The following is an 18,547-nucleotide window of genomic DNA, read 5'->3' on the forward strand; positions in this document are numbered from 1 at the left end:
CTTCGGCTTCGGCTTCGGCTTCGGCTTCGGCTTCGGCTTCGGCTTCGGCTTCGGCTTCGGCTTCGGCTTCGGCTTCGGCTTCGGCTTCGGCAGCAGTGTCCTCACCGGACGCAGTTGCGTCCAGCGATTCATCGCCATCTGTCGCTTCTTCGCCTTCGGGCCCGGCCGTCGCTTCTTCGGTACCGCCCTCACCTTCGGCGGCGGCCAGCTGCCCCAGATCCAGCGCCTGGTTCAGGCTCTCGATATCGCGGATTTCCGCCAGGGTCGGCAAGTCGTCCAGGGTGCGCAGATTGAAGTAATCGAGGAATTCCCGGGTCGTCGCATACAGGGAGGGCTTGCCGGGAACATCGCGCTGACCCACGACCTTGATCCAGCCGCGCTCCGACAGGGTCCGCACGATGTGCGAACTTACCGCAACGCCGCGAATCTCCTCGATGTCACCGCGGGTGATCGGCTGGCGGTAGGCGATGATCGCCAGGGTCTCGAGAATGGCGCGCGAGTACTTCTGCGGCTTCTCTTCCCACAGGCGATTGACCCAAGGTGCCAGGTCCTCGGGGACCTGGAAGCGCCAGCCGCTGGCCACCTGCTTCAGTTCGAAGCCGCGCTCGGCGCAGCTCGTGGCGATTTCATCCAGCGCCGTCCTGAGCTCGGCCTTTTCCGGGCGCTCGCCCTCATCGATCAGCGACAGCAGCCGGTCTTCGGTCAGCGGCTGACCCGCGGCCAGCAGCGCGCCCTCGACGATGCGGCGCAATAATTCCGGAGCAATGGTCATCTTTTTACTCTAATCCAAATACCCTCAGGGCGCTCAGTGGCGGCCAGAGGTCTGACTACTCTATATCGGCAATCGCGGGACTGCCGGATACGGTCTCTTCCGCGATTTCACCGTCGGGGACAGGTACCGTGCCCGCTTCCGCGGCGGCGTCCATTTCCCCTTCACTGTCTTCCCACTCTGTGGAAGACTCGGGCTCTTCCTGGCCCGCGGCGCGCACGTGAATGGGCCCGAAGGACTCGTTCTGCACCAGCTCCACCAGGGACTCCTTCACCAGTTCCATCACGGCGAGGAAGGTAACCACGACGCCGAGGCGTCCCTCTTCCACCCGGAACAGGCTCACGAAGGGTACGAACTGGCGGTGGCGTATTTTGTCCAGCACCTGGGTCATTCGCTCCCGGGTGGACAGCTTTTCGCGCTCCACCTGGTGGCTCTCGAACATGTCGGCGCGGCGCAGCACATCGGCCAGTGCGACCAATACCTCCTTGAGATCCACATCCGGATCCGGGCGGGTGACGCTGCGGTCCGGGCCCTGGGCGCTGGCCTGGTGAATATCGCGCCCCACGCGGGGCATCTCGTCGATATCCTCGGCGGCGGTCTTGAAGCGCTCGTACTCCTGCAGGCGTCGGATCAGCGCGGCGCGCGGGTCCTCGCCCTCTTCCTCTTCCGCTTCCGGTGGACGCGGCAGCAGCATGCGCGACTTGATCTCGGCCAGCATCGCGGCCATGACCAGGTATTCCGCCGCCAGCTCGAAGCGCATCGCCGTCATCATTTCCACGTAGGTCATGTATTGACGGGTGATGTCGGCGACATTGATCTCGAGGATATCCAGGTTCTGTCGGCGGATCAGGTACAGGAGCAGGTCCAGCGGGCCCTCAAAGGCCTCCAGGATCACCTCCAGTGCGTCCGGCGGGATGTACAGGTCGGCTGGCAACTGAGTGTAAGCCTCGCCCTGCACCATGGCGAAGGGCATCTCGCCCTGGCGCGGCCCGGCATCGGCGGATTCCGCCGCAGTGGCTTCACCGCCATCCTCCGCCTGCCCGTCTACGGCAGCGGCGACTTCGGCGAGCACCTGCTCTTCCGCCTCGGCTAACAACTCTTCAGTGGACACCTTGCCCGACCCTCTTCTTCAGCAACCCCGAATGGGCAAACGCGCGATTATACATAGGTGTACCGCTCTGTTAGCCCATTATTTCGTCTACAGGGCCGCATCCCTGGCGGATCAGTTCCGGCTCATCCCCGGTCAGATCCAGCACGGTGGTGGCCTCGAGGCCGCAGAAGCCGCCGTCAATCACCAGTTCCACCTGGTGTTCAAGGGTGTCGCGAATATCGTAGGGGTCGGTCAGCGGCTGATCGTCACCGGGCATGATCAGGCTGCAGCTCATCAGCGGTTCGCCCAGCGCCTCGATCAGCGCCTGCACAATGGCGTTGTCCGGTACCCGCAGGCCGATAGTCTTGCGCTTGGGGTGCATCAGGCGCCGCGGCACTTCTGCGGTGGCGGGCATGATAAAGGTGTAGGGACCCGGGGTGTGGTTCTTGAGCAGCCGGAACATCTGGTTGTCCACCTTGGCGTAACTGGCCAGCTCGGACAGGTCGCGGCACATCAAGGTGAAGTTGTGCTGTTTATCCAGCTGTCGCAGTGCGCGAATTCGCTCCACGGCCAGCTTTTCACCCAGCCTGCAGCCAACGGCGTAGGCCGAATCGGTGGGAAACACGATCACGCCACCGGCGGCGAGAATGTCTGCCGCCTGGGCGATCAGTCGCCCCTGAGGATTTTCCGGATGGATCTGGAAAAACTGCGCCACTGCAACTACCCCCTAGCCCTGATTCTGTTGAGTACTCCCGCGGCTCGCAGGCCCGCGTCAATTGGGGCTAGTTTGCCACAGTTTCCACACCGGCTCGACGTCCGCGGGCAGATGCACAGAGCCGAGCTCGCGCCAGGGTTGGTCCGGCTGGTGGAAGTCGCTACCGAGGGAATAACGCGGCCCAAGCGCGCCTGGCGCAACAGTCAGACCGTCGACCAGCTGGCGCAGCTCGCGGGTCTGCACCGGATTCTGGCGGCCGCACAGCAGCTCCACGGCGTCACCTCCGGCTGAGTGGAACTCCTGCAGCAGACTGCGCAGACGGGTCCGCGTGAGTCCGTATTTGAGCGGGTGGGCCAGGACAGCCTGACCACCGGCGGCGTGAATGTCGGCGATGGTATCCGCCAGTGATGGCCAGTCGACCTTCACGTCACCGACCTTCCCCGCACCCAGATATCGTTTGAACGCGCGCGCAGCGTCTTCGACGTGCCCCTGCTCCACCAGCCAGCGGGCGAAGTGCGGGCGCCCCAGGACGCTGTCACCGGCCAGGCTGCGGGCTCCCACCAGCGCCCCACTGAACCCGCGTTTTTCCAGGCGCTCTGCAATTCGCACCGCGCGCTCAACGCGCAGTTCATTGCGGCGGTCAACGGCGTGGTGAATCGCGGTGGACGACGGGTCAACATTCAGCCCGACAATATGCACTCCGCGCTGTCCCCAGCGGGCACTGAGCTCGATACCGGGTATAATGGCTACCCCCAGCTGCTTTCCCGCCGCTCGGGCCTCGGCCACACCGGCCACCGTATCGTGGTCGGTCAGTGCCAGCAGAGTCACGCCGTGGGTTTTCGCCCTCGACACCAGCTCTGCAGGACTTAAAATACCGTCCGAGGCTGTGCTGTGACAGTGCAGGTCCACCGAACCGGCAAAGGCTGTTGATGGGAACAGGGCAATCAATGGAAGGCTCTCTCGACCGGGCAGTCTGCCCGTTTGTGAACATTATTGCGGCGCAGCTGTCAGAGCTGCGCCGACGGATTCAGGGATAAGGCTCCGACCAGGGGTTCTCTCCGGAGAACTCGGAAGTAACCAACTTGCCGCTGACCGCGGTACCGTCAGCCGGGAAGCTACCTTATTTATAGAGATGGCGCACATGTGTCGACCATCTCCAGTAGCGACCCGCGGGCATTATCACCGGAAAAGAGCATGACCGAAACCAACCCCACTACGCCGGCAACCGAACAGCAGACCGCTACGCCGCAGAAGCGCGAGAGCCTGCTGGCCAACCTTGCGCTCAATATCGTCATCCCGACCCTGATCCTGACCAAGCTGTCCGGTGACGACTGGCTCGGCACCAAATGGGCCATTGTCGTCGCGCTGGCGTTTCCACTGCTCTACGGCGTGCGCGATCTGGCCCGCTCCGGCAAGGTCAATTTCTTCTCTGCGCTGGGTATTGTCAGTATCCTGCTGACCGGCGGTATCAGCCTGCTGGAGCTGGACGCCGAATATATCGCCATCAAGGAAGCCGGCATTCCCGGTCTGCTGGGTATCGCCACAGTGGTGTCGCTGTACACCCGGTGGCCGCTGGTGCGCACCCTGCTCTATAACGATCGCATCCTGGACACGACCAAGATTGCCCGCGCGCTGGGCGGAAACGGCAATGAAAGTGCCTTCGAACGCACCCTGACACAGGCATCCTGGATGATCGCCGGTTCCTTTTTCCTATCGTCCGGGCTCAATTACCTGCTGGCCAAGCTGTTGCTGAAAAGCCCTCCCGGTACCGAGGCCTTCAATGAGGAGCTGGGCAAGATGACCGCCCTGAGCTTCCCGGTAATTGCACTGCCCGCCACGATCATCCTGATGCTGGTGCTGTTTTTCCTGTTCCGCCGTATCGGAAAACTCACCGGTCTGAAACTGGAAGAAATCGTCGTCCAGCAGTAACCGTACAGAACCATCAAACCCTATAAGAGCTTGAAAAGACCATGTGGTACGCAATCATCAGTGAAGATGTCAAAGACAGCCTCGCCCTGCGCAAACAGGCGCGCCCGGACCACCTGGTGCGCTTGAACCGGCTGAAAGACGAGGGCCGCCTGCTGATCGCCGGCCCCCACCCCGCCGTCGACAGTGAAGACCCGGGCGAAGCCGGATTCAGCGGCAGCCTGGTTGTTGCGGAATTTTCTTCGCTGAATGAGGCCAAAGCTTGGGCGGACGCCGATCCCTACGTGGCTGCTGGCGTTTACGCGTCCGTAACTGTGAAGCCGTTCAAACTCACGCTTCCTTAAATTCTAATTATTCAATCGATAAGAAAAGCTGTATCAGAATGATGAAACAACTGACCGGTATGACCGCAGCCGCGCTGCTCGCCATCAGCATTCCCGCGATTTCCCAGAGTAGCGGTACCCGCTACATTACCGACGAACTGCATGTTCCCATGCGCTCCGGCAAGGGCAACGAGTTCCGTATCCTGAACAGTGGTCTGCCCAGCGGCACCAAGCTGACTCTTCTCGAAGATGCCCCAGATGAGGGCTGGTCGCGCGTGCGCACTGACGGTGGACAGGAAGGCTGGGTGCGTCGCCAGTATCTCGTTTCCGAGCCGGTAGCGGAGATCAAACTGAAAAAGGCCCAGGCCGACCTGGCCCATTTCGAACAAATGGAAGGCAATCTCGGCGGTGCCGTGCGGGATCTGGAAGCAAAAAACCGCAACCTGCAAAGCGAGCTGACTTCCGAGAAGGAAAAAGCCACGCAGCTGGAGAAAGATCTCAAAGAGCTGAAGGCCCTGTCGGCCGACACCGTAGCCCTGAACACCCGCCACCAGAAGCTGTTGCACCAACACGAACTGCTGAAGCAGAAGCAAATGATGGCCGAAGCGGAAATCCAGCGCCTGTCCGGTAGTGAAACCCAGAAGTGGTATATGTACGGCGCCCTGTCCGTAGCCCTGGGTGCTATTCTGGCCATGATCGCGCCGCACCTGCGCCCGCGCCGTCGCCGCTCCGAGTGGGCCAACTGATCCCACTGGCGCCAGGCACCGCCTGGGGTGACGTCGTTCGCCCCAGGCCATAAACCATAAAGAGACAAGGACGATGCGTAAATTTCTCGCCACAGTTTTACTGGGACTGTCCGGGCTGCTGGCCCTGCCCGCGCTGGCCAATAACCCCCACGTGGAACTCAAGACCGATCTCGGCACCTTGCAAGTGGAACTGTACCCGGACAAAGCCCCGGCCACCGTGAAAAATTTCCTCGCCTATGTGGACAGCGGCTTCTACAACGGCGTGATTTTCCACCGTGTAATTCCCGGTTTCATGGCGCAGACCGGCGGCTATACCTTCGATTTCCAGCTGAAAAAAACCGGCGAGCCGGTGGCCAACGAGTCCGACAACGGCCTCCACAACGTACGTGGCACCCTTGCCATGGCGCGCAAGAACGATCCGGACAGCGCCTCCTCACAGTTCTTCATCAACCTAGTGGACAACACGCGCCTCGATGGCGAAAAGGACAAGCCCGGTTACACCGTCTTCGGCAAGGTCACCGAGGGCATGGATGTCGTCGACAAGATTACCGAAGAGCCCCGCGGTCTCTATCGCGCCTTTCCCGACGCGCCCAACGTCCCGGTACGTATTCTGAACGCCCGTCGTATCGATGACGCCGCGGCGAACGGGGGGAACTAAGCGTGATAGCACTCAGCGTCAACCTCAACAAGATTGCCCTGATCCGCAATTCCCGCGAGGGTAACTTTCCCGATGTGGTCGCCCACGGCCGCACCTGTCTCGATGCCGGCGCACAGGGCCTGACCGTCCACCCGCGTCCCGACCAGCGCCATATCCGCCCCGGCGATGTGCGCGATCTGGCGGCGCTGTGCAAAGGTCGCGACGGTATCGAATTCAATGTCGAGGGGAATCCCTTCGCCGAGCCAATGGGTGACTACCCGGGCCTGATGTCTCTGGTACTGGAAACGCAGCCGGACCAGTGCACCCTGGTACCGGACAGCAATGATCAGCTGACGTCCGATCACGGCTTTGACCTGAAGCGCGATGGCGCGCGCCTCGAACCGATGATCGCCAGACTCAAAGACGCCAATATCCGCGTCAGTCTGTTTATGGATCCGAACCTGGAACAGATCTCGCTGGCGCGGGAAGTGGGCGCCGACCGTATCGAGCTATACACAGGGCCCTATGCCGAAGCCGTCGCCACACAGAGCGCGGATATGGAATCCATATTTGCCGCTCACTGCGCCGCAGCCGAACACGCGCGCCAGCTGGGGCTGGGCGTCAACGCCGGCCACGACCTGAACCTGATCAACCTGCCGCGCTACCGCACCCTGCCCGGGCTGCTCGAGGTTTCCATTGGCCATGCGCTGACCGTGGACGCACTGAACATGGGGCTCGACAACGCGGTCACCGCCTACCTGAACTGCCTGTCCGGCAACTGATGCGCTCACTGAACATCATCGGTGCCGGGCGGCTCGGCAAGACCCTCGGCCGCCTGTGGCACCAACAGGGCACTTTTCGGGTACAGACAGTGTGCAACCGCACGGCGGACAGTACCCGTGCGGCGGTCGCGTTTATCGGCGCCGGCCACGGCGCCGCATCACTTGAATCCATGGACGATGCGGACTGCTGGCTGATAGCCACCGGCGACGGACACATCGAAGAAGTCGCCGCCGCACTGGCGCCCCGGCTGGCGGACAAAAACGACACCGTGGTTTTTCACTGCAGCGGCGCACTCAGCTCGAAAGTACTCGCGCCCTGCAGGCCGGCGGCCATTGCCAGCGCCCACCCGGTGCACAGTTTTGCCGATCCCGCACAATCCGTGCGGAATCTGGCCGGCACCAGCGTCGCCCTGGAGGGCGATGCCGCGGCCACATCACTGCTGGGGAGCGCCTTTGCCGCGCTGCAGTGCAAGCTGCTGGCCATCGCCCCGGAAAATAAATCCCTCTACCACGCCGGCTCCGTATTCGCGTGCAATTACCTGAGCGCACTGATGGACCTGAGCCTGCGCACATTTGCCGCAGCGGGCATCGAGCGCGAGCAGGCGCTCGAGCTGCTGTCTCCCATCGTTATGCAGACGGCGCGGAACAATATGCAACTGGGTCCGGAAAAATCCCTGACCGGCCCCATCGCCCGCGGCGACGCCACAACCGTTGCTGCGCAGCTGGAGGCGCTGCAGCAGACGGACCCACAACTGGCGGAATGCTATCGCCAACTGGGCCGGGCCTGTGTAGAGTTGGCCCGGCGCGGCACCCTGTCACCGGATGGTGCCGACGCCCTCACGGAATTGTTGCAAGAGCCACCGCAGTGAACGACTCGCCCGAATACCTGAAAAAACGCGCCTTTTACGACAGCCTGCTGACCATCTACGGCCGCAAGCCGGTGCTCGAAGCACTGGAAGACCTGACCCTGCCGGTGCATAAGCTCCACCTCGCCGACAGCAATCGCCGCGATCAACTGATCGCCCGCATGGAACAACTGGCCAGCGAACGCCAGATCGAAATTGCCTACTGGGATCGCAAGGGACTGTCGCGTATTTCAAAAAACGCGCGCCAGGATCAGGGCGTCGCGCTCGACCTGGCCCTGCCCCACTATGGCAGCGCCAGCGAATTTCTGCGCACGGCGGAAAACCGCCCGTATGAACTGCTGGCTCTCGACGGCATCACCAATCCGCAGAACCTGGGCATGATCATCCGCTCCGCCTGCGCCGGCGGTATTGATGGCATCATCCTGCCGCAGAAAGGCTGTGCCCAGATAGATCCACTGGTGATCAAGGCGAGCACCGGCACCCTGTTCAAAATGCGACTATTGCGCTGCGATCAACTGGCGCCGACGCTGGAGGCGTTCAAACAGCGTGGCGTTCGCATCTGCGGTTTGTCCTCCCACGCCCGGGACACGCTGGCGAGTATCGACAGCGATGAACCCACCATATTCGTGCTCGGCAATGAGACCCACGGTGTCAGCGATGCGGTTTCCCGCCAGTGCAGTCACCATGTGCGCATCCCGATGCACAACAACGTAGAAAGCCTGAACGTCGCCGTCACCGCCGCCCTGATCAGCTTTCGCCGTCAGCGCTAAAGGCCAACTCAGCGTCCGGGGCCGGCTCCAAATAATTCCACGGAACCGCCCCACTCCCTCCGCCTGGCCCAAAGCTCCACCAATTCAAAGTTTGCCGCGCCAAACAAGTGGACAATTGCGCTTTTTCGACTACATATCTCAGGGGGCCAAAAAAGAAAAAGCGGCCCGTCTCAACAGGGATGTTGGGAATTCTTTCCGCCATCTAGCGCGGTTCCAAAACCAATAACACCGATAAAAGGAAGTTTCGTATGCGCCTGTTTTACGCACTGATTTTGTCAGCGGGGCTCGCGGTCACGGCGCCGGTTTTCGCGTCGGGTCCGGAAGACAATTACCTTGACCTCACGCCCTACATCACCCGGGTCGACAAAGACCGCGGCACCGAAAGGCAGGCCGGCGGCCTGCGCGCCGCCTACGGCTGGGGCTGGAAAGGCCCCTGGTATTCCGAGGTCCAGGTGTTCGGCGCCATTCTGGAAACGGATGACTTCGACGATACCCTGTTGCTCGAAGACCAGACCGACTATTACATGTCCGGCGTCGGCCTCGACTTCGTGTATAACTTCGGCGACCGGGACGGTTACACACCCTACCTGCTCGCCGGTTTTGGCGGCGTCTACGACGACGTAGTACCGGACTCGGAAGATACGACCAGCGCGTTTATCAATGTCGCCGCGGGGATCACCACGCAGGAAATTTCGCGCCGCGGCATCCGCCTGCGCGCGGAAGTCCGCTACTTCCGCGACTACTTCATGGATGACATGAACGACTGGCAGTTCGGATTCGGCATCAGCATTCCGCTGCGCTGCCCGCCACCTCCGGTAGTCGCCATGGCGCCCCCCCCCGAAGAGCGCGGGCCGGTCAACGTCAACCTGCAGGATTCCGATGGTGACGGCGTCTTCGACCGCGACGATCGCTGCCCGGACACCCTGCCCGGCGCGCAGGTCGATAGCGAAGGCTGCGTTATCGCCAACCAGACCATTACCCTCGAAAATATTCACTTTGAATTCAACTCCGACACGCTCACCCCCGCCGCCCGGAACTCCCTGCAGCGCGTTGTCAGCGCCCTGCGCAACCAGCCCGGCAGCCAAGTTGAAATCGCCGGCCACACCGACAGTCTCGGCAACGACAACTACAACCTGAAGCTGTCCCGCGAACGGGCCAACTCGGTCAGATCCTATCTGGTCTCCCAGGGAATCAGCGGTTCGCGCATCACCGCCCACGGCTACGGCGAGCAACAGCCCGTCGCATCCAACGCCACCGAGAGCGGCCGCGCGCAGAACCGCCGCGTGGAGTTACGCTTCCGGTAGCCCATCACGCCCGTCCCTCCCGGTTCGGTTTGCCGCTGCCGTGGAGGGACCGAAGCGATTCACGCCCCCCTTTCATGCTTCCGTTCGAGCCAGGCAACCCGACTCCAATCCTGGCGCCGACTCGGTTGTGAAGCGCTCGATCGCGGGAGTTTTTCACTGCCACAACTGACTCTGCGACCGGATGTATAAGCAAGCGCCAATCGATTGGACAAAGTAAGACCGATGATCTACAGCCTTCCACAGATTCTGTGGATAACTCTGTGCACAGTACCCGAAAAAATCCCGCCAGAGCCCGTAACTCCGTTGTCATCCTTTTGTGAAGAAATTTTAACCAAGACTATAACTTGTTAAAAATCAATAAGTTATGGAATGAAGGAAAACGGTCTTGACAACAAAAGAAGCTAACTGAACCCTCAAGTTCCGCTTGATTTTTCTGTGGAAATCATTTTTCCGGGACGCCCGCAACAGGGTGGCGGACGACAATTGAGCAATCTGGTGAAAGTGAATGCAGCGTCGATACAGGCAGCGACTCTGTCGATTTGCCAGGCCAATTTCCTAGTCTGTATCCCGAACAGGTTACTCGGGTTTTTCCTCGGCTAACCGACTGACTTTCCCTTTCGATAATGCCGTGGCGACTTCTCGCGCGGTCCGCTCAAATGTCAGGGCCAGACGCTCTAACAATCCCTCGACAATCGCCGTCTGCTGGGTAAGCTCGCCGGCGCTCTGGATGGCCGCCAGAAGTTCTGCGCTAACCGCCCGGAAACGGGGATCGACTTCGCCGCGGGCACATTTCAGGTAAGACTCAGACAGCGCCCGCTGCCATTTCACGAGGCACCTGTCGACCGTCGGGGAACGATGGTCCTGGATCAGGCGGCGGAGCCGGATAGACATATGCCCCAGGTTGAGACCGGTGAAACCCAGATCGGTCATATAGCGGTCACTGGAACCCGTGTTTTGATCGTAATTAGCCAGCCGCAAGAGCCGCTCCCCCATTCGGCCATTAAACCAGTTCTCCGGCTGGGCATGCTCGTGCAGTGCATTCAGGTCCCGGGCAGTCGCGCGAATCAGGCGCCGCTGCAGCAACTGACTGTCGGGCGGCGAAATCAGTTTGAAGACCCAGTAAAGAATACTGACACCGACAAACAGCCCCAGCGCAGTACTGACCGCAGAACCTGCATTGAACGTCATGTGATTGCTGGGCTGGGTGATCAGGGTGAAAGTGATACAGAAGCCCAGGCCAAAGGGCAGCGTCGGCGGGTTGGCGAGCACCAGCAGCCCGAAAAAATACGGCCCAGACAGAACCAGCACGAGAATCTCAAATGCACCGCTACCCCGGGATAGCAACCCCAGCCCGAAAAAAAGCGCCACCGGTATCGCCATCACAACGCCCATCAGCAATTGCCGCATCAGTGACGACAGTGCGAAAAGTGAAAAACGGGCGAACATCACCGAGAAGATTACCGGCATGACCATCAACAAAACGACCGCGGGGCTGGCGGTCTCGACCCAGATAAACGCGCCAATAAGAAATACCAATGCCGTGCGGAATCCGTTCACCGCGCCGACCAACGGGTCCCGGTGGGTTTCCAGGCGCGGCGCATTGAGCAGTGTCTGATCACGGTACTCCAGGGCGTTGTAGGCCCGCAGGATCACCACCAGGTCCGTCACCAACTCCACCGCCGACTGGCCCAGGCGGCATACCAGAGGCGACTCCCCCTCCTGTCCGGCATGTAGTTCCTTCAGTTCGCGGCGCAGAGACTGCGCCAGGCGATAAGCTTCCTCATAGCTGCCTGTCTCGGTGATCCCGCGCAGCCGCGCGCGCAGGACGTCCATCAGTTCGGCAAAAGCCGGTGAAACCTGGTCCGCATGTTCGCGGCGAAATCGGCCGAGTATCGGCGTCACCGCCAGTAGCGACAGAATCCGGTTGCACAACAGACTCGCAGCCCGTCCCCGGCCCGGCCCTTCCGGCCCTTCGTAGACCACCGCAGTGGAATCGTCATTGACGGCAACGAGCGTTTCCAGAATCGGGTCAGCAAGCTGGCGGCGCTGGGCCCGACTGCTATTCGGGTCCAACTCCAGCGAGATGTAGTCCAGGGTTCTATTGATAGCGGTGCGAGCGTTCGCTCGCAGGCTGTCTTTCACCTTTACCGACCACAGCAGCTGGCTGACCAGCATGGCGCAAACCGCGCCGACGCAGATCTCGCTGATCCGCGCACGGGCGATGGCAAAGACGGCTTCGCTGTCTACCGTACTCGCGTCGGCCATCAGCAGGACAACTACCAGCCCCGCAGTCATACCCGCCATCGCGAAGGCATAGATATAGTTGGTATTGTGCACCATGGATGCGGCGGCAGAATTGAGGCCGACCCACAGCGTCAGGCAGCCCAGTGCCAGCACCGGGTATACGGACAGGTAAGCAATTATCAGGACACCGATGCCTCCACCGACAACCGAACCGAGAATCTGGCACAGGGCCTTCTCGATCACCAAGCCGCTCTCCGGGCGTATCTGCAGGAAAACGGCAGAAACCAGCGCCCAGTAGGGACGCTCTAGTTGCAGGTACATGGCCACATAAAGTGCCAGGGCCATGGCGATTACCCCTTTGAGGGCAAAAATGATCGCGCGCCGCTCCGGCATCAATAATTGGGCGATAACGGGATGAAGCGACATGGATAGTGCCCCCGCTATTCGTGTTCCAGATAGATCGACACCGTCATACCGGCGCTGATATTGACGTCTTCGGGCACCGGCTCCAGTTCAATATCGACTGGGATGCGCTGTGCCAGCCTCACCCAGTTGAAGGTCTGCTGCACCTCCGGGAGCAACTGTTGGTTCCCGTTCGTATTGATGTCGGCGATGCCCTTGGCAATGCTGGTTACCTTGCCACTCAGGGTGCGGCTGTCCCCCATCAGCCGGATACGCGCGGCTTGCCCGACATGTACCAGCTGCAGCTTGGTCTCCTCGAAATAGCCGGTCACATAAAAAGAGTTCTTCTTGACTAAGGACAGTACCGAAGTGGCGCGGGTGACGTAGTTGCCTTCACGCAATGTCAGGTTGCTGATGGTGCCGCTTTCGGGGGCCACCACCCGGGTACGCTGCAGGTCGATACGGGCCGAATTCAGCTGGGCTAAGGCCAGGTCGTAACTCGCCTTGGCCGCTTCAGCCTGGATGCGATAGATATCCAGATCCTCTTCGCTGATGACCTGCCGCGCGGGTAACAGTCGGCGGCGCCGGTCCTGGTGCTTTGCCAGTTCCCAGGCCACCCTTTTCTGCTCCACCAGCGCTTCCGCTTCAGCGATTTGCGGTATGAAGCGGGTGTCATCGATCGTGAACAGCAGATCGCCTTTATTCACCTTCTGGTGGTTCCTGACCGCCAACTGGGTCACCCAGCCGGACACGTCCGGGGCGATGATGATGACATCGGCGCGCACCCGCCCGTCGCGCGTCCACGGTGAATACAGGTAGTAATTCCATACCCAGATACCGGCCACGATGGCTACGGCCACCACAGCCAGAGTCACACCAACGCGCAGCAGCTTCCCCATCGGTCAGGTCCAGCTCTCGTACAGGTAGACCACCGCCGCCAGGTAACAGACAAACAGCCCGACATCGAACCAGGCCTCTTTCCAGATCAGTCGCCGCAAGTCCAATTGATGTAACACCAGGCGTGACACGAAAGAGAGCGCAAAGGCAATGGGCACGAAGACGACCAGTGGACTGAACAGCATTCCGCCAAACCCCAGCTCGTGCAGCATGAATTCTCGGGTCTCCTCAATAAACGGGCACCGGGCACCGGGCACCGGGCACAAAAGCCTATTGGAGCATGACGCGGGTAACCGCCTTAATCGCCAATCCCCGGATAATTAATCCTAGCAATTGCCCTCGGGTTCCGGACAAGACCACCCCACCCGGCGTGAACCAAAAGTCCGGACTGGTCACAGGTAGCTTCGGACTCAATGGCGGGATAAGCGGGCATCCGAAAAAGGGAATGGAGGCGCGACAGGCGCTCAGCGGCGAAGGGGCCGACTGGTATGGCGGGGAAAAACCAGCTTTTACCACAGTAGGTGTGGTGCCGCAGCGCGTTCATTGAGCCGAAAGTGGAAGCGGCCGCCCGGTCAGTTCCATGGACTGGAGCTGCTCATACAGCCGCCCAAGAACTGGTATAGTCTCCTTATATCGCCGCCGTAGTGCGGGTGAATACTAATAAGGAGCGCACCCCCGTTGATCACTAAGACCAAAGGCATTTTGCGGCACACCGCCAACGGTCTACAGGTGCGGCTGATCCAGTTGTTACCCCGCCGAGTCCCGATTGCGCTCAAACTGGCACTGGTCATGACCCTGCTGCTGGTGCTGGGGATGGCCAGCCTCGGCCTGTTTATCAGTGATAACCAGAACCGCCTGATTCGTACCCAACTGCATGATTTCGGCAACACCATGGCGTTGCAACTGGCGAAACTGGCCAGTGAGCCGATTCTGTCGGAGAACAACCTGAACCTGCGTATGCTGACCACCAACCTGGGCCAGGATGAGAAAATCCTCGGTGCAGGTATTTACGCACTCGACGGCGAATTGCTATCGGCGACCGGTATCCAGCCGGACTTGACCGAGCCTACTGTCGAATCGGCCGGGGTCATATCCCGGCCCTGGTTCCGGCACACTGCTGACGGATCTCCGGAACGGTTGGTCAGCTTTATCGCCCCGGCTACCTACCAGAGCGTTCAGGTCGGTTCGGTGGTGGTGACCCTGTCGGCGTCACAGATGGACCAGGCCGCAACCAGGGCTCGCGACGCCATTATCTACGCCACCCTGGCCATGACGGTACTGGCGTCCTTACTCGCCTATTGGCTGAGCCGGCGCCTGTCGCTACCGATCCACCATTTGATGGAAGCGACCCGGGCCATCGACCGCGGCGATCTGGCGACCCGGATCGATCAGCAGCGCAATGACGAACTCGGCTATCTATTCGAAGGGTTCAACAATATGGCGGCCGGGCTGTTGAGAAAATCGCAGGTCGAGCAGGTTTTTTCCCGCTATGTGTCGAAAAACGTTGCCGACAAGGTACTGGCCAATCTGGACGAGGTCCGACTGGTCGACCGACCGATCGAGGCAACGGTGTTGTTCGCCGATATCACCGGTTTTACCGCCATGTCGGAAAAGCTGCAGCCGAGTCAGGTTTCCGAACTATTAAACGAATATTTCTCTTATATTTCGCGCGCCTGCTCCTTGTATGGCGGAGTGGTCGACAAATTTATCGGCGACTGTGCGATGCTGGTGTTCGGTGTGCTGGAGGACGATACCGACCACGCGTTCAACGCGATCAGTTGTGCGGTATTGATTCAGCAACTGGCGGCGCGGTTAAACCGGCAGCGCTGCGCTGACGGTCGACCCGAAATACATTTTCGCATTGGCATCAACTCCGGTGCGATGCTGGCCGGCAACTTGGGCTCCGACGAGCGGATGGAATACACTGTGGTAGGCGATGCCGTCAACCTGGCATCCCGGTTGTGCAGCGAGGCCCAGCCGGATCAAATCATCATTCGAAAACAATTGTTCACCATGCTGGAGCCGCGCATCATCGCACAGGCCGAGCGGACGCTGCCGATTCGCGGCAAGTCAGTACCGGTGGGGATCTATTCAGTGCAGAATATCCATCACAACGACCAACGACGACTGCAGGCCAACCTGCAGAAAATACTGAATACCCAGACCCGTCAACAGATCCGCCAGGCAGTCGACCATGCGTGATCGCCCGTTAGCGCTTTTATGGTTTTTGCTGTTGCCGCTGCTGCCAGCGTGTAGCCTGATCCCGACACAGCAGCAGGCGCTGGAAGGTTTTCCACCCGATACACTGCAGCAGGTCCGCCAGCAGTCAGCCGAACTCGTTCAGCTACAGCAACTGAATGCTGTGACGCCGGCTCAGCAACAACAAATCAGACAGTTGCATAGCCGTCTGCGACAGTTTGAACGCAACGTAATCCGCACCGCGAGCCGTCTGGAAAAACAGGACGACTGGCATGGCGCCGAGCAGATTTTACAGGGCGCCACAGACGTACTGCCAAACAGCCAGGTATTAAACAGTGCGCGAGCACAATTTTCAGAGCGACGCCAGGCGCGCGAAGAACGGGTGCGTATGGAACTGGAAATCCACCGCGGCGAGCAGTTGCTGGAAGACGCCGAGGCCTACCAGCGCTTACAGCAGCTCAAGGGCCCCGATGTGCTGACCTGGTTGGAACTGAAGAATTTTCACCGTAAATGCCGTGATTCGGCACAGGCGCTACAGGACCATGCGCAACAGGCGATGCAGCGGGACGATTATGCACTGGCTCAGCGTGGCTTGAAGGTTGCACAACGCCTGTACCGCGACGACCCTCAGCAAGATAAGGATCAGCTCGAAAAAATCGAACGCGACCTGGCCGTGACCGACCGCCAGCTTCGCCAGACGAAACGCCAGCCGGCCAGGGGCTCCCTGAATAGGGATCACAAGATCGCTGTCACGGAATTGCAACAGGCACTGGATGCCGGCGACCTGCTCGGTGCGCGGCAACATCTGAACCAGCTACGGCAACAGTCACCACAGGATCCGTTACTGCCGCCCCTGCAATCGCAGTTTCGGGCGCAGTTAAACACTCGGGTTGAAGCCGCGATCAAGCGGGGCAATGAACTGTACAGCAAGGCCGAAATCGAGCGAGCCCTGCAAGTCTGGCGCGAAGCCAAGGACCTGGATCCGGATAATGTCGAATTGCTGACCAACATCGCCCGGGCCGAAAAAGTACTGGAAAACCTGAAAGCCCTGTCGACACCGCCCGGCGCTGAGCCTTAGGCTCTAGGCTCTCCCTTACTCCCTTTCCCTCTACTCACTCTCCCGCCATTACTCCCACTCGATGGTGGCAGGTGGCTTGTTGGAGACGTCGTAAACCACGCAGGAGATATTGTCGATCTCGTGGATGATGCGGTTTCACACCTTTGGTTGTGGAAAATCACGCGCAATAAACAACCATCACAATAGCCAATCAAGCCCATTGTGACATGAAGGATCTCCCATGGATCCTGGCTGGTCGAGGCTATCGCCGGCCAGCTCGAAAGCTCACTATTGTTTCCCCTCGTCAGCACGACCGCCGTTGACGAACGCGAACAACGACGGCGACAGCCAACGCAAGCTTAAAGCGGCGACCATTGAAATGGCCACGCAACTCACCGGCAGCACAAGGAAGAAGACGAGCATACCGATTTCACTATCGAAACCGGGTATTTTAAAAATCACGTCCTTGATAAACCCCAGCGTCGGAAAGTGGAAGGCGAAGATAAAAAAACTAAAGGGCGACAGGTAGCGCAGCACGCGCAAGACTAAATTATCCCGTAAAGTCAGAGAGCTCATCAGCAAAATAAAGGTAAGCAGCCCCGTTCCCCGCAGCAGACAAAGGTAGCGATATGATGCGAGCACCCGATGTGAATCCTGGAACATGCGGCCTAGCAGTAGCGCGACGAAACTCAAGCCGATAACCCAGCGAAATGGCCTGAGGACACGCAAAGCCCAGTCGAAGTCGAAGCGCGTAGTCGCGGCAACGGCACCAACGGAGAAAAATAACAAGACATTGGGCGAAAAGAATGGGTAGATATCGACGTGGAAGATCCAAATAAGCCCCAAGCCCATTAGTAGTACCCAGGGCGCCCGCGCGGTCAACCAGCCAATCACCGGACACAGCGCAAAGGTCAATACCAGATCGTGAACAAACCAGAACTGGTAGGCATAGGGCAAGCGGCTGATGCCCAGCGCCCCATCGAGGTATAGCCCTGGGCCGATCGTATCGAAATCGTAGTCGACCCACTCAAAGTGCCCATTGTTCTCACCCCAGACGTGGGTGAGGAAGGCGAAGAAAAACCAAAAACTCGTCCAGGCAATCGAAGGGAGAACAACAGTAGTGATACGACGGTGCAGAAGCTCAAAGTAATTGACACGCTGGCGCCTGAAAAAAAGATAGCCCGAAATCACACTGAGACAGGGGACAGCCGCCATCGCAGTCCAATGGACTATGCTGTTGAGATAATCGGCAATGTGTGCGGTACTGGGGTCTATGCCGTGGCGAGGGTAAAAATCACTGCCGGGCAAGGTAAATACATGGTGAAAAACCAGCGCGATGATCATTACGATACGGGCAAGTGCTATAAAGTCGCTTTCTTCGCGGCTGATATAGCGCTTGATTTCCTGAACAGACTGCGAGCTTGCTCGTTCCCCAACCAAGCCGAAAATATTCATTCCCTAGAGTCCTCCAGCTTCCTCGCGTCATGATGTATTGCCGTTTCCGTGCCAAGCACAGCACTAGCTATCCGCGTATATTTTCAAGTACTGGCTCCCATGAACGCAAAAATAGCCATTCGCTTCGCCAGCAGATTTGGGGTCTAAAAGCCCACATCAGCGAAATACAGATATGTTTCAGGCGGTCGTTATTTTGAAAAAAGGCGATTGAACGCCGATTTACCCAAGTCGAACGACCGCTTCCAACGGATTACCCGGACCCGATACTTCATCGAGCGATTCGTCCTTCTAAACTCCGTCTCTCTAATGATCACCAACACGCAACGCACCACCATCGGCGCTTTGATAAGGCAAAGCATGAGTCT

The 18,547-nt window shown here is 59.6% G+C and carries 18 protein-coding genes and 1 pseudogene; 10 read left to right on the plus strand and 9 right to left on the minus strand.

Features of this window, described 5'->3' with window-relative positions; all coding sequences use genetic code 11:
* The 4 genes from scpB to IG168_RS00020 all read right to left on the minus strand — a co-directional run.
* Nucleotides 1-772 (minus strand): SMC-Scp complex subunit ScpB (scpB, locus tag IG168_RS00005; RefSeq protein ID WP_193161079.1); only part of this gene is annotated, 772 nt, incomplete at its 3' end.
* Nucleotides 773-827: 55 nt separating this feature from the next.
* Nucleotides 828-1,880 carry a segregation and condensation protein A gene (locus IG168_RS00010; RefSeq protein WP_319024627.1) on the minus strand — a complete coding sequence of 351 codons (1,053 nt, stop codon included), beginning with the start codon at nt 1,878-1,880 and terminating at the stop codon, nt 828-830.
* A 70-nt stretch (nt 1,881-1,950) separates the two neighbouring features.
* Entirely contained in the window at nt 1,951-2,574 is a 624-nt protein-coding gene (locus tag IG168_RS00015; RefSeq protein WP_193161080.1) for an L-threonylcarbamoyladenylate synthase, read from the minus strand.
* Nucleotides 2,575-2,631: 57 nt separating this feature from the next.
* On the minus strand, nt 2,632-3,522 hold the full coding sequence (locus IG168_RS00020; RefSeq protein ID WP_226876367.1) for a PHP domain-containing protein: 891 nt from the start codon (nt 3,520-3,522) through the stop codon (nt 2,632-2,634).
* A gap of 246 nt (nt 3,523-3,768) precedes the next feature.
* On the opposite strand from IG168_RS00020, the gene IG168_RS00025 reads away from it, so the two are divergent.
* The 8 genes from IG168_RS00025 (at nt 3,769) to IG168_RS00060 (ending at nt 9,928) form a co-directional block, all read left to right on the plus strand.
* On the plus strand, nt 3,769-4,503 hold the full coding sequence (locus IG168_RS00025; RefSeq protein ID WP_193161081.1) for a VC0807 family protein: 735 nt from the start codon (nt 3,769-3,771) through the stop codon (nt 4,501-4,503).
* A gap of 41 nt (nt 4,504-4,544) precedes the next feature.
* Nucleotides 4,545-4,844: a YciI family protein gene (locus tag IG168_RS00030; protein ID WP_193161082.1), complete on the plus strand. Its 300-nt coding sequence runs from the start codon at nt 4,545-4,547 to the stop codon at nt 4,842-4,844.
* Between the two features lie 38 nt (nt 4,845-4,882).
* Nucleotides 4,883-5,569, plus strand: coding sequence for a TIGR04211 family SH3 domain-containing protein (locus IG168_RS00035; protein WP_226876368.1), 687 nt, complete (start codon nt 4,883-4,885; stop codon nt 5,567-5,569).
* Nucleotides 5,570-5,642: 73 nt separating this feature from the next.
* Nucleotides 5,643-6,227: a peptidylprolyl isomerase gene (locus IG168_RS00040; protein ID WP_193161083.1), complete on the plus strand. Its 585-nt coding sequence runs from the start codon at nt 5,643-5,645 to the stop codon at nt 6,225-6,227.
* Nucleotides 6,228-6,229: 2 nt separating this feature from the next.
* The gene (locus IG168_RS00045; RefSeq protein WP_193161084.1) at nt 6,230-6,988 is read left to right on the plus strand and encodes a pyridoxine 5'-phosphate synthase; all 759 of its coding nucleotides are present in this window, start codon (nt 6,230-6,232) and stop codon (nt 6,986-6,988) included.
* On the plus strand, nt 6,988-7,857 hold the full coding sequence (locus IG168_RS00050) for a Rossmann-like and DUF2520 domain-containing protein (RefSeq protein ID WP_193161085.1): 870 nt from the start codon (nt 6,988-6,990) through the stop codon (nt 7,855-7,857). Before IG168_RS00045 ends, IG168_RS00050 begins: the two co-directional genes overlap by 1 nt.
* The gene (gene rlmB / locus IG168_RS00055) at nt 7,854-8,624 is read left to right on the plus strand and encodes a 23S rRNA (guanosine(2251)-2'-O)-methyltransferase RlmB (RefSeq protein ID WP_193161086.1); all 771 of its coding nucleotides are present in this window, start codon (nt 7,854-7,856) and stop codon (nt 8,622-8,624) included. Before IG168_RS00050 ends, rlmB begins: the two co-directional genes overlap by 4 nt.
* A gap of 248 nt (nt 8,625-8,872) precedes the next feature.
* A complete protein-coding gene (locus tag IG168_RS00060; RefSeq protein WP_193161087.1) occupies nt 8,873-9,928 on the plus strand; it encodes an OmpA family protein in 1,056 nt (351 codons plus the stop codon).
* A gap of 576 nt (nt 9,929-10,504) precedes the next feature.
* Here IG168_RS00060 and IG168_RS00065 read toward each other — a convergent pair.
* Genes IG168_RS00065 through IG168_RS00075 form a run of 3 tightly spaced genes read right to left on the minus strand, consistent with a single transcriptional unit; the run spans nt 10,505 to nt 13,683 of the window.
* Entirely contained in the window at nt 10,505-12,598 is a 2,094-nt protein-coding gene (locus tag IG168_RS00065) for an FUSC family protein (RefSeq protein WP_193161088.1), read from the minus strand.
* A 14-nt stretch (nt 12,599-12,612) separates the two neighbouring features.
* Entirely contained in the window at nt 12,613-13,473 is an 861-nt protein-coding gene (locus IG168_RS00070) for an efflux RND transporter periplasmic adaptor subunit (RefSeq protein ID WP_193161089.1), read from the minus strand.
* A 3-nt stretch (nt 13,474-13,476) separates the two neighbouring features.
* Nucleotides 13,477-13,683, minus strand: coding sequence for a DUF1656 domain-containing protein (locus IG168_RS00075; RefSeq protein WP_193161090.1), 207 nt, complete (start codon nt 13,681-13,683; stop codon nt 13,477-13,479).
* A gap of 466 nt (nt 13,684-14,149) precedes the next feature.
* On the opposite strand from IG168_RS00075, the gene IG168_RS00080 reads away from it, so the two are divergent.
* Together IG168_RS00080 and IG168_RS00085 are read left to right on the plus strand one after the other, a co-directional pair.
* On the plus strand, nt 14,150-15,673 hold the full coding sequence (locus tag IG168_RS00080; RefSeq protein WP_193161091.1) for an adenylate/guanylate cyclase domain-containing protein: 1,524 nt from the start codon (nt 14,150-14,152) through the stop codon (nt 15,671-15,673).
* The gene (locus IG168_RS00085) at nt 15,666-16,748 is read left to right on the plus strand and encodes a hypothetical protein (RefSeq protein WP_193161092.1); all 1,083 of its coding nucleotides are present in this window, start codon (nt 15,666-15,668) and stop codon (nt 16,746-16,748) included. The genes IG168_RS00080 and IG168_RS00085 overlap by 8 nt, the downstream gene beginning before the upstream one ends.
* A 48-nt stretch (nt 16,749-16,796) precedes the next feature.
* On the opposite strand, the pseudogene IG168_RS00090 reads toward IG168_RS00085, so the two are convergent.
* Both IG168_RS00090 and IG168_RS00095 read right to left on the minus strand, forming a co-directional pair.
* Nucleotides 16,797-16,883 (minus strand): annotated as a pseudogene (locus IG168_RS00090) (GMP synthase (glutamine-hydrolyzing)); the annotation flags it as partial.
* Between the two features lie 132 nt (nt 16,884-17,015).
* Entirely contained in the window at nt 17,016-18,182 is a 1,167-nt protein-coding gene (locus IG168_RS00095) for an acyltransferase family protein (protein WP_193161093.1), read from the minus strand.
* Nucleotides 18,183-18,547 lie beyond the last annotated feature (365 nt).

The sequence above is a fragment of the Microbulbifer hainanensis genome, from assembly GCF_014904735.1.
GTDB lineage: Bacteria > Pseudomonadota > Gammaproteobacteria > Pseudomonadales > Cellvibrionaceae > Microbulbifer > Microbulbifer hainanensis.

Excerpts from the sequence above, each read along its gene's own strand:
- IG168_RS00025 (WP_193161081.1), top strand. The coding sequence starts at position 3,769 with ATGACCGAAACCAACCCCACTACGCCGGCAACCGAACAGCAGACCGCT.
- IG168_RS00030 (WP_193161082.1), top strand. The coding sequence starts at position 4,545 with ATGTGGTACGCAATCATCAGTGAAGATGTCAAAGACAGCCTCGCCCTG.
- IG168_RS00035 (WP_226876368.1), top strand. The coding sequence starts at position 4,883 with ATGATGAAACAACTGACCGGTATGACCGCAGCCGCGCTGCTCGCCATC.
- IG168_RS00040 (WP_193161083.1), top strand. The coding sequence starts at position 5,643 with ATGCGTAAATTTCTCGCCACAGTTTTACTGGGACTGTCCGGGCTGCTG.
- IG168_RS00050 (WP_193161085.1), top strand. The coding sequence starts at position 6,988 with ATGCGCTCACTGAACATCATCGGTGCCGGGCGGCTCGGCAAGACCCTC.
- IG168_RS00060 (WP_193161087.1), top strand. The coding sequence starts at position 8,873 with ATGCGCCTGTTTTACGCACTGATTTTGTCAGCGGGGCTCGCGGTCACG.
- IG168_RS00065 (WP_193161088.1), bottom strand. The coding sequence starts at position 12,598 with ATGTCGCTTCATCCCGTTATCGCCCAATTATTGATGCCGGAGCGGCGC.
- IG168_RS00070 (WP_193161089.1), bottom strand. The coding sequence starts at position 13,473 with ATGGGGAAGCTGCTGCGCGTTGGTGTGACTCTGGCTGTGGTGGCCGTA.
- IG168_RS00075 (WP_193161090.1), bottom strand. The coding sequence starts at position 13,683 with ATGCTGCACGAGCTGGGGTTTGGCGGAATGCTGTTCAGTCCACTGGTC.
- IG168_RS00085 (WP_193161092.1), top strand. The coding sequence starts at position 15,666 with ATGCGTGATCGCCCGTTAGCGCTTTTATGGTTTTTGCTGTTGCCGCTG.
- IG168_RS00095 (WP_193161093.1), bottom strand. The coding sequence starts at position 18,182 with ATGAATATTTTCGGCTTGGTTGGGGAACGAGCAAGCTCGCAGTCTGTT.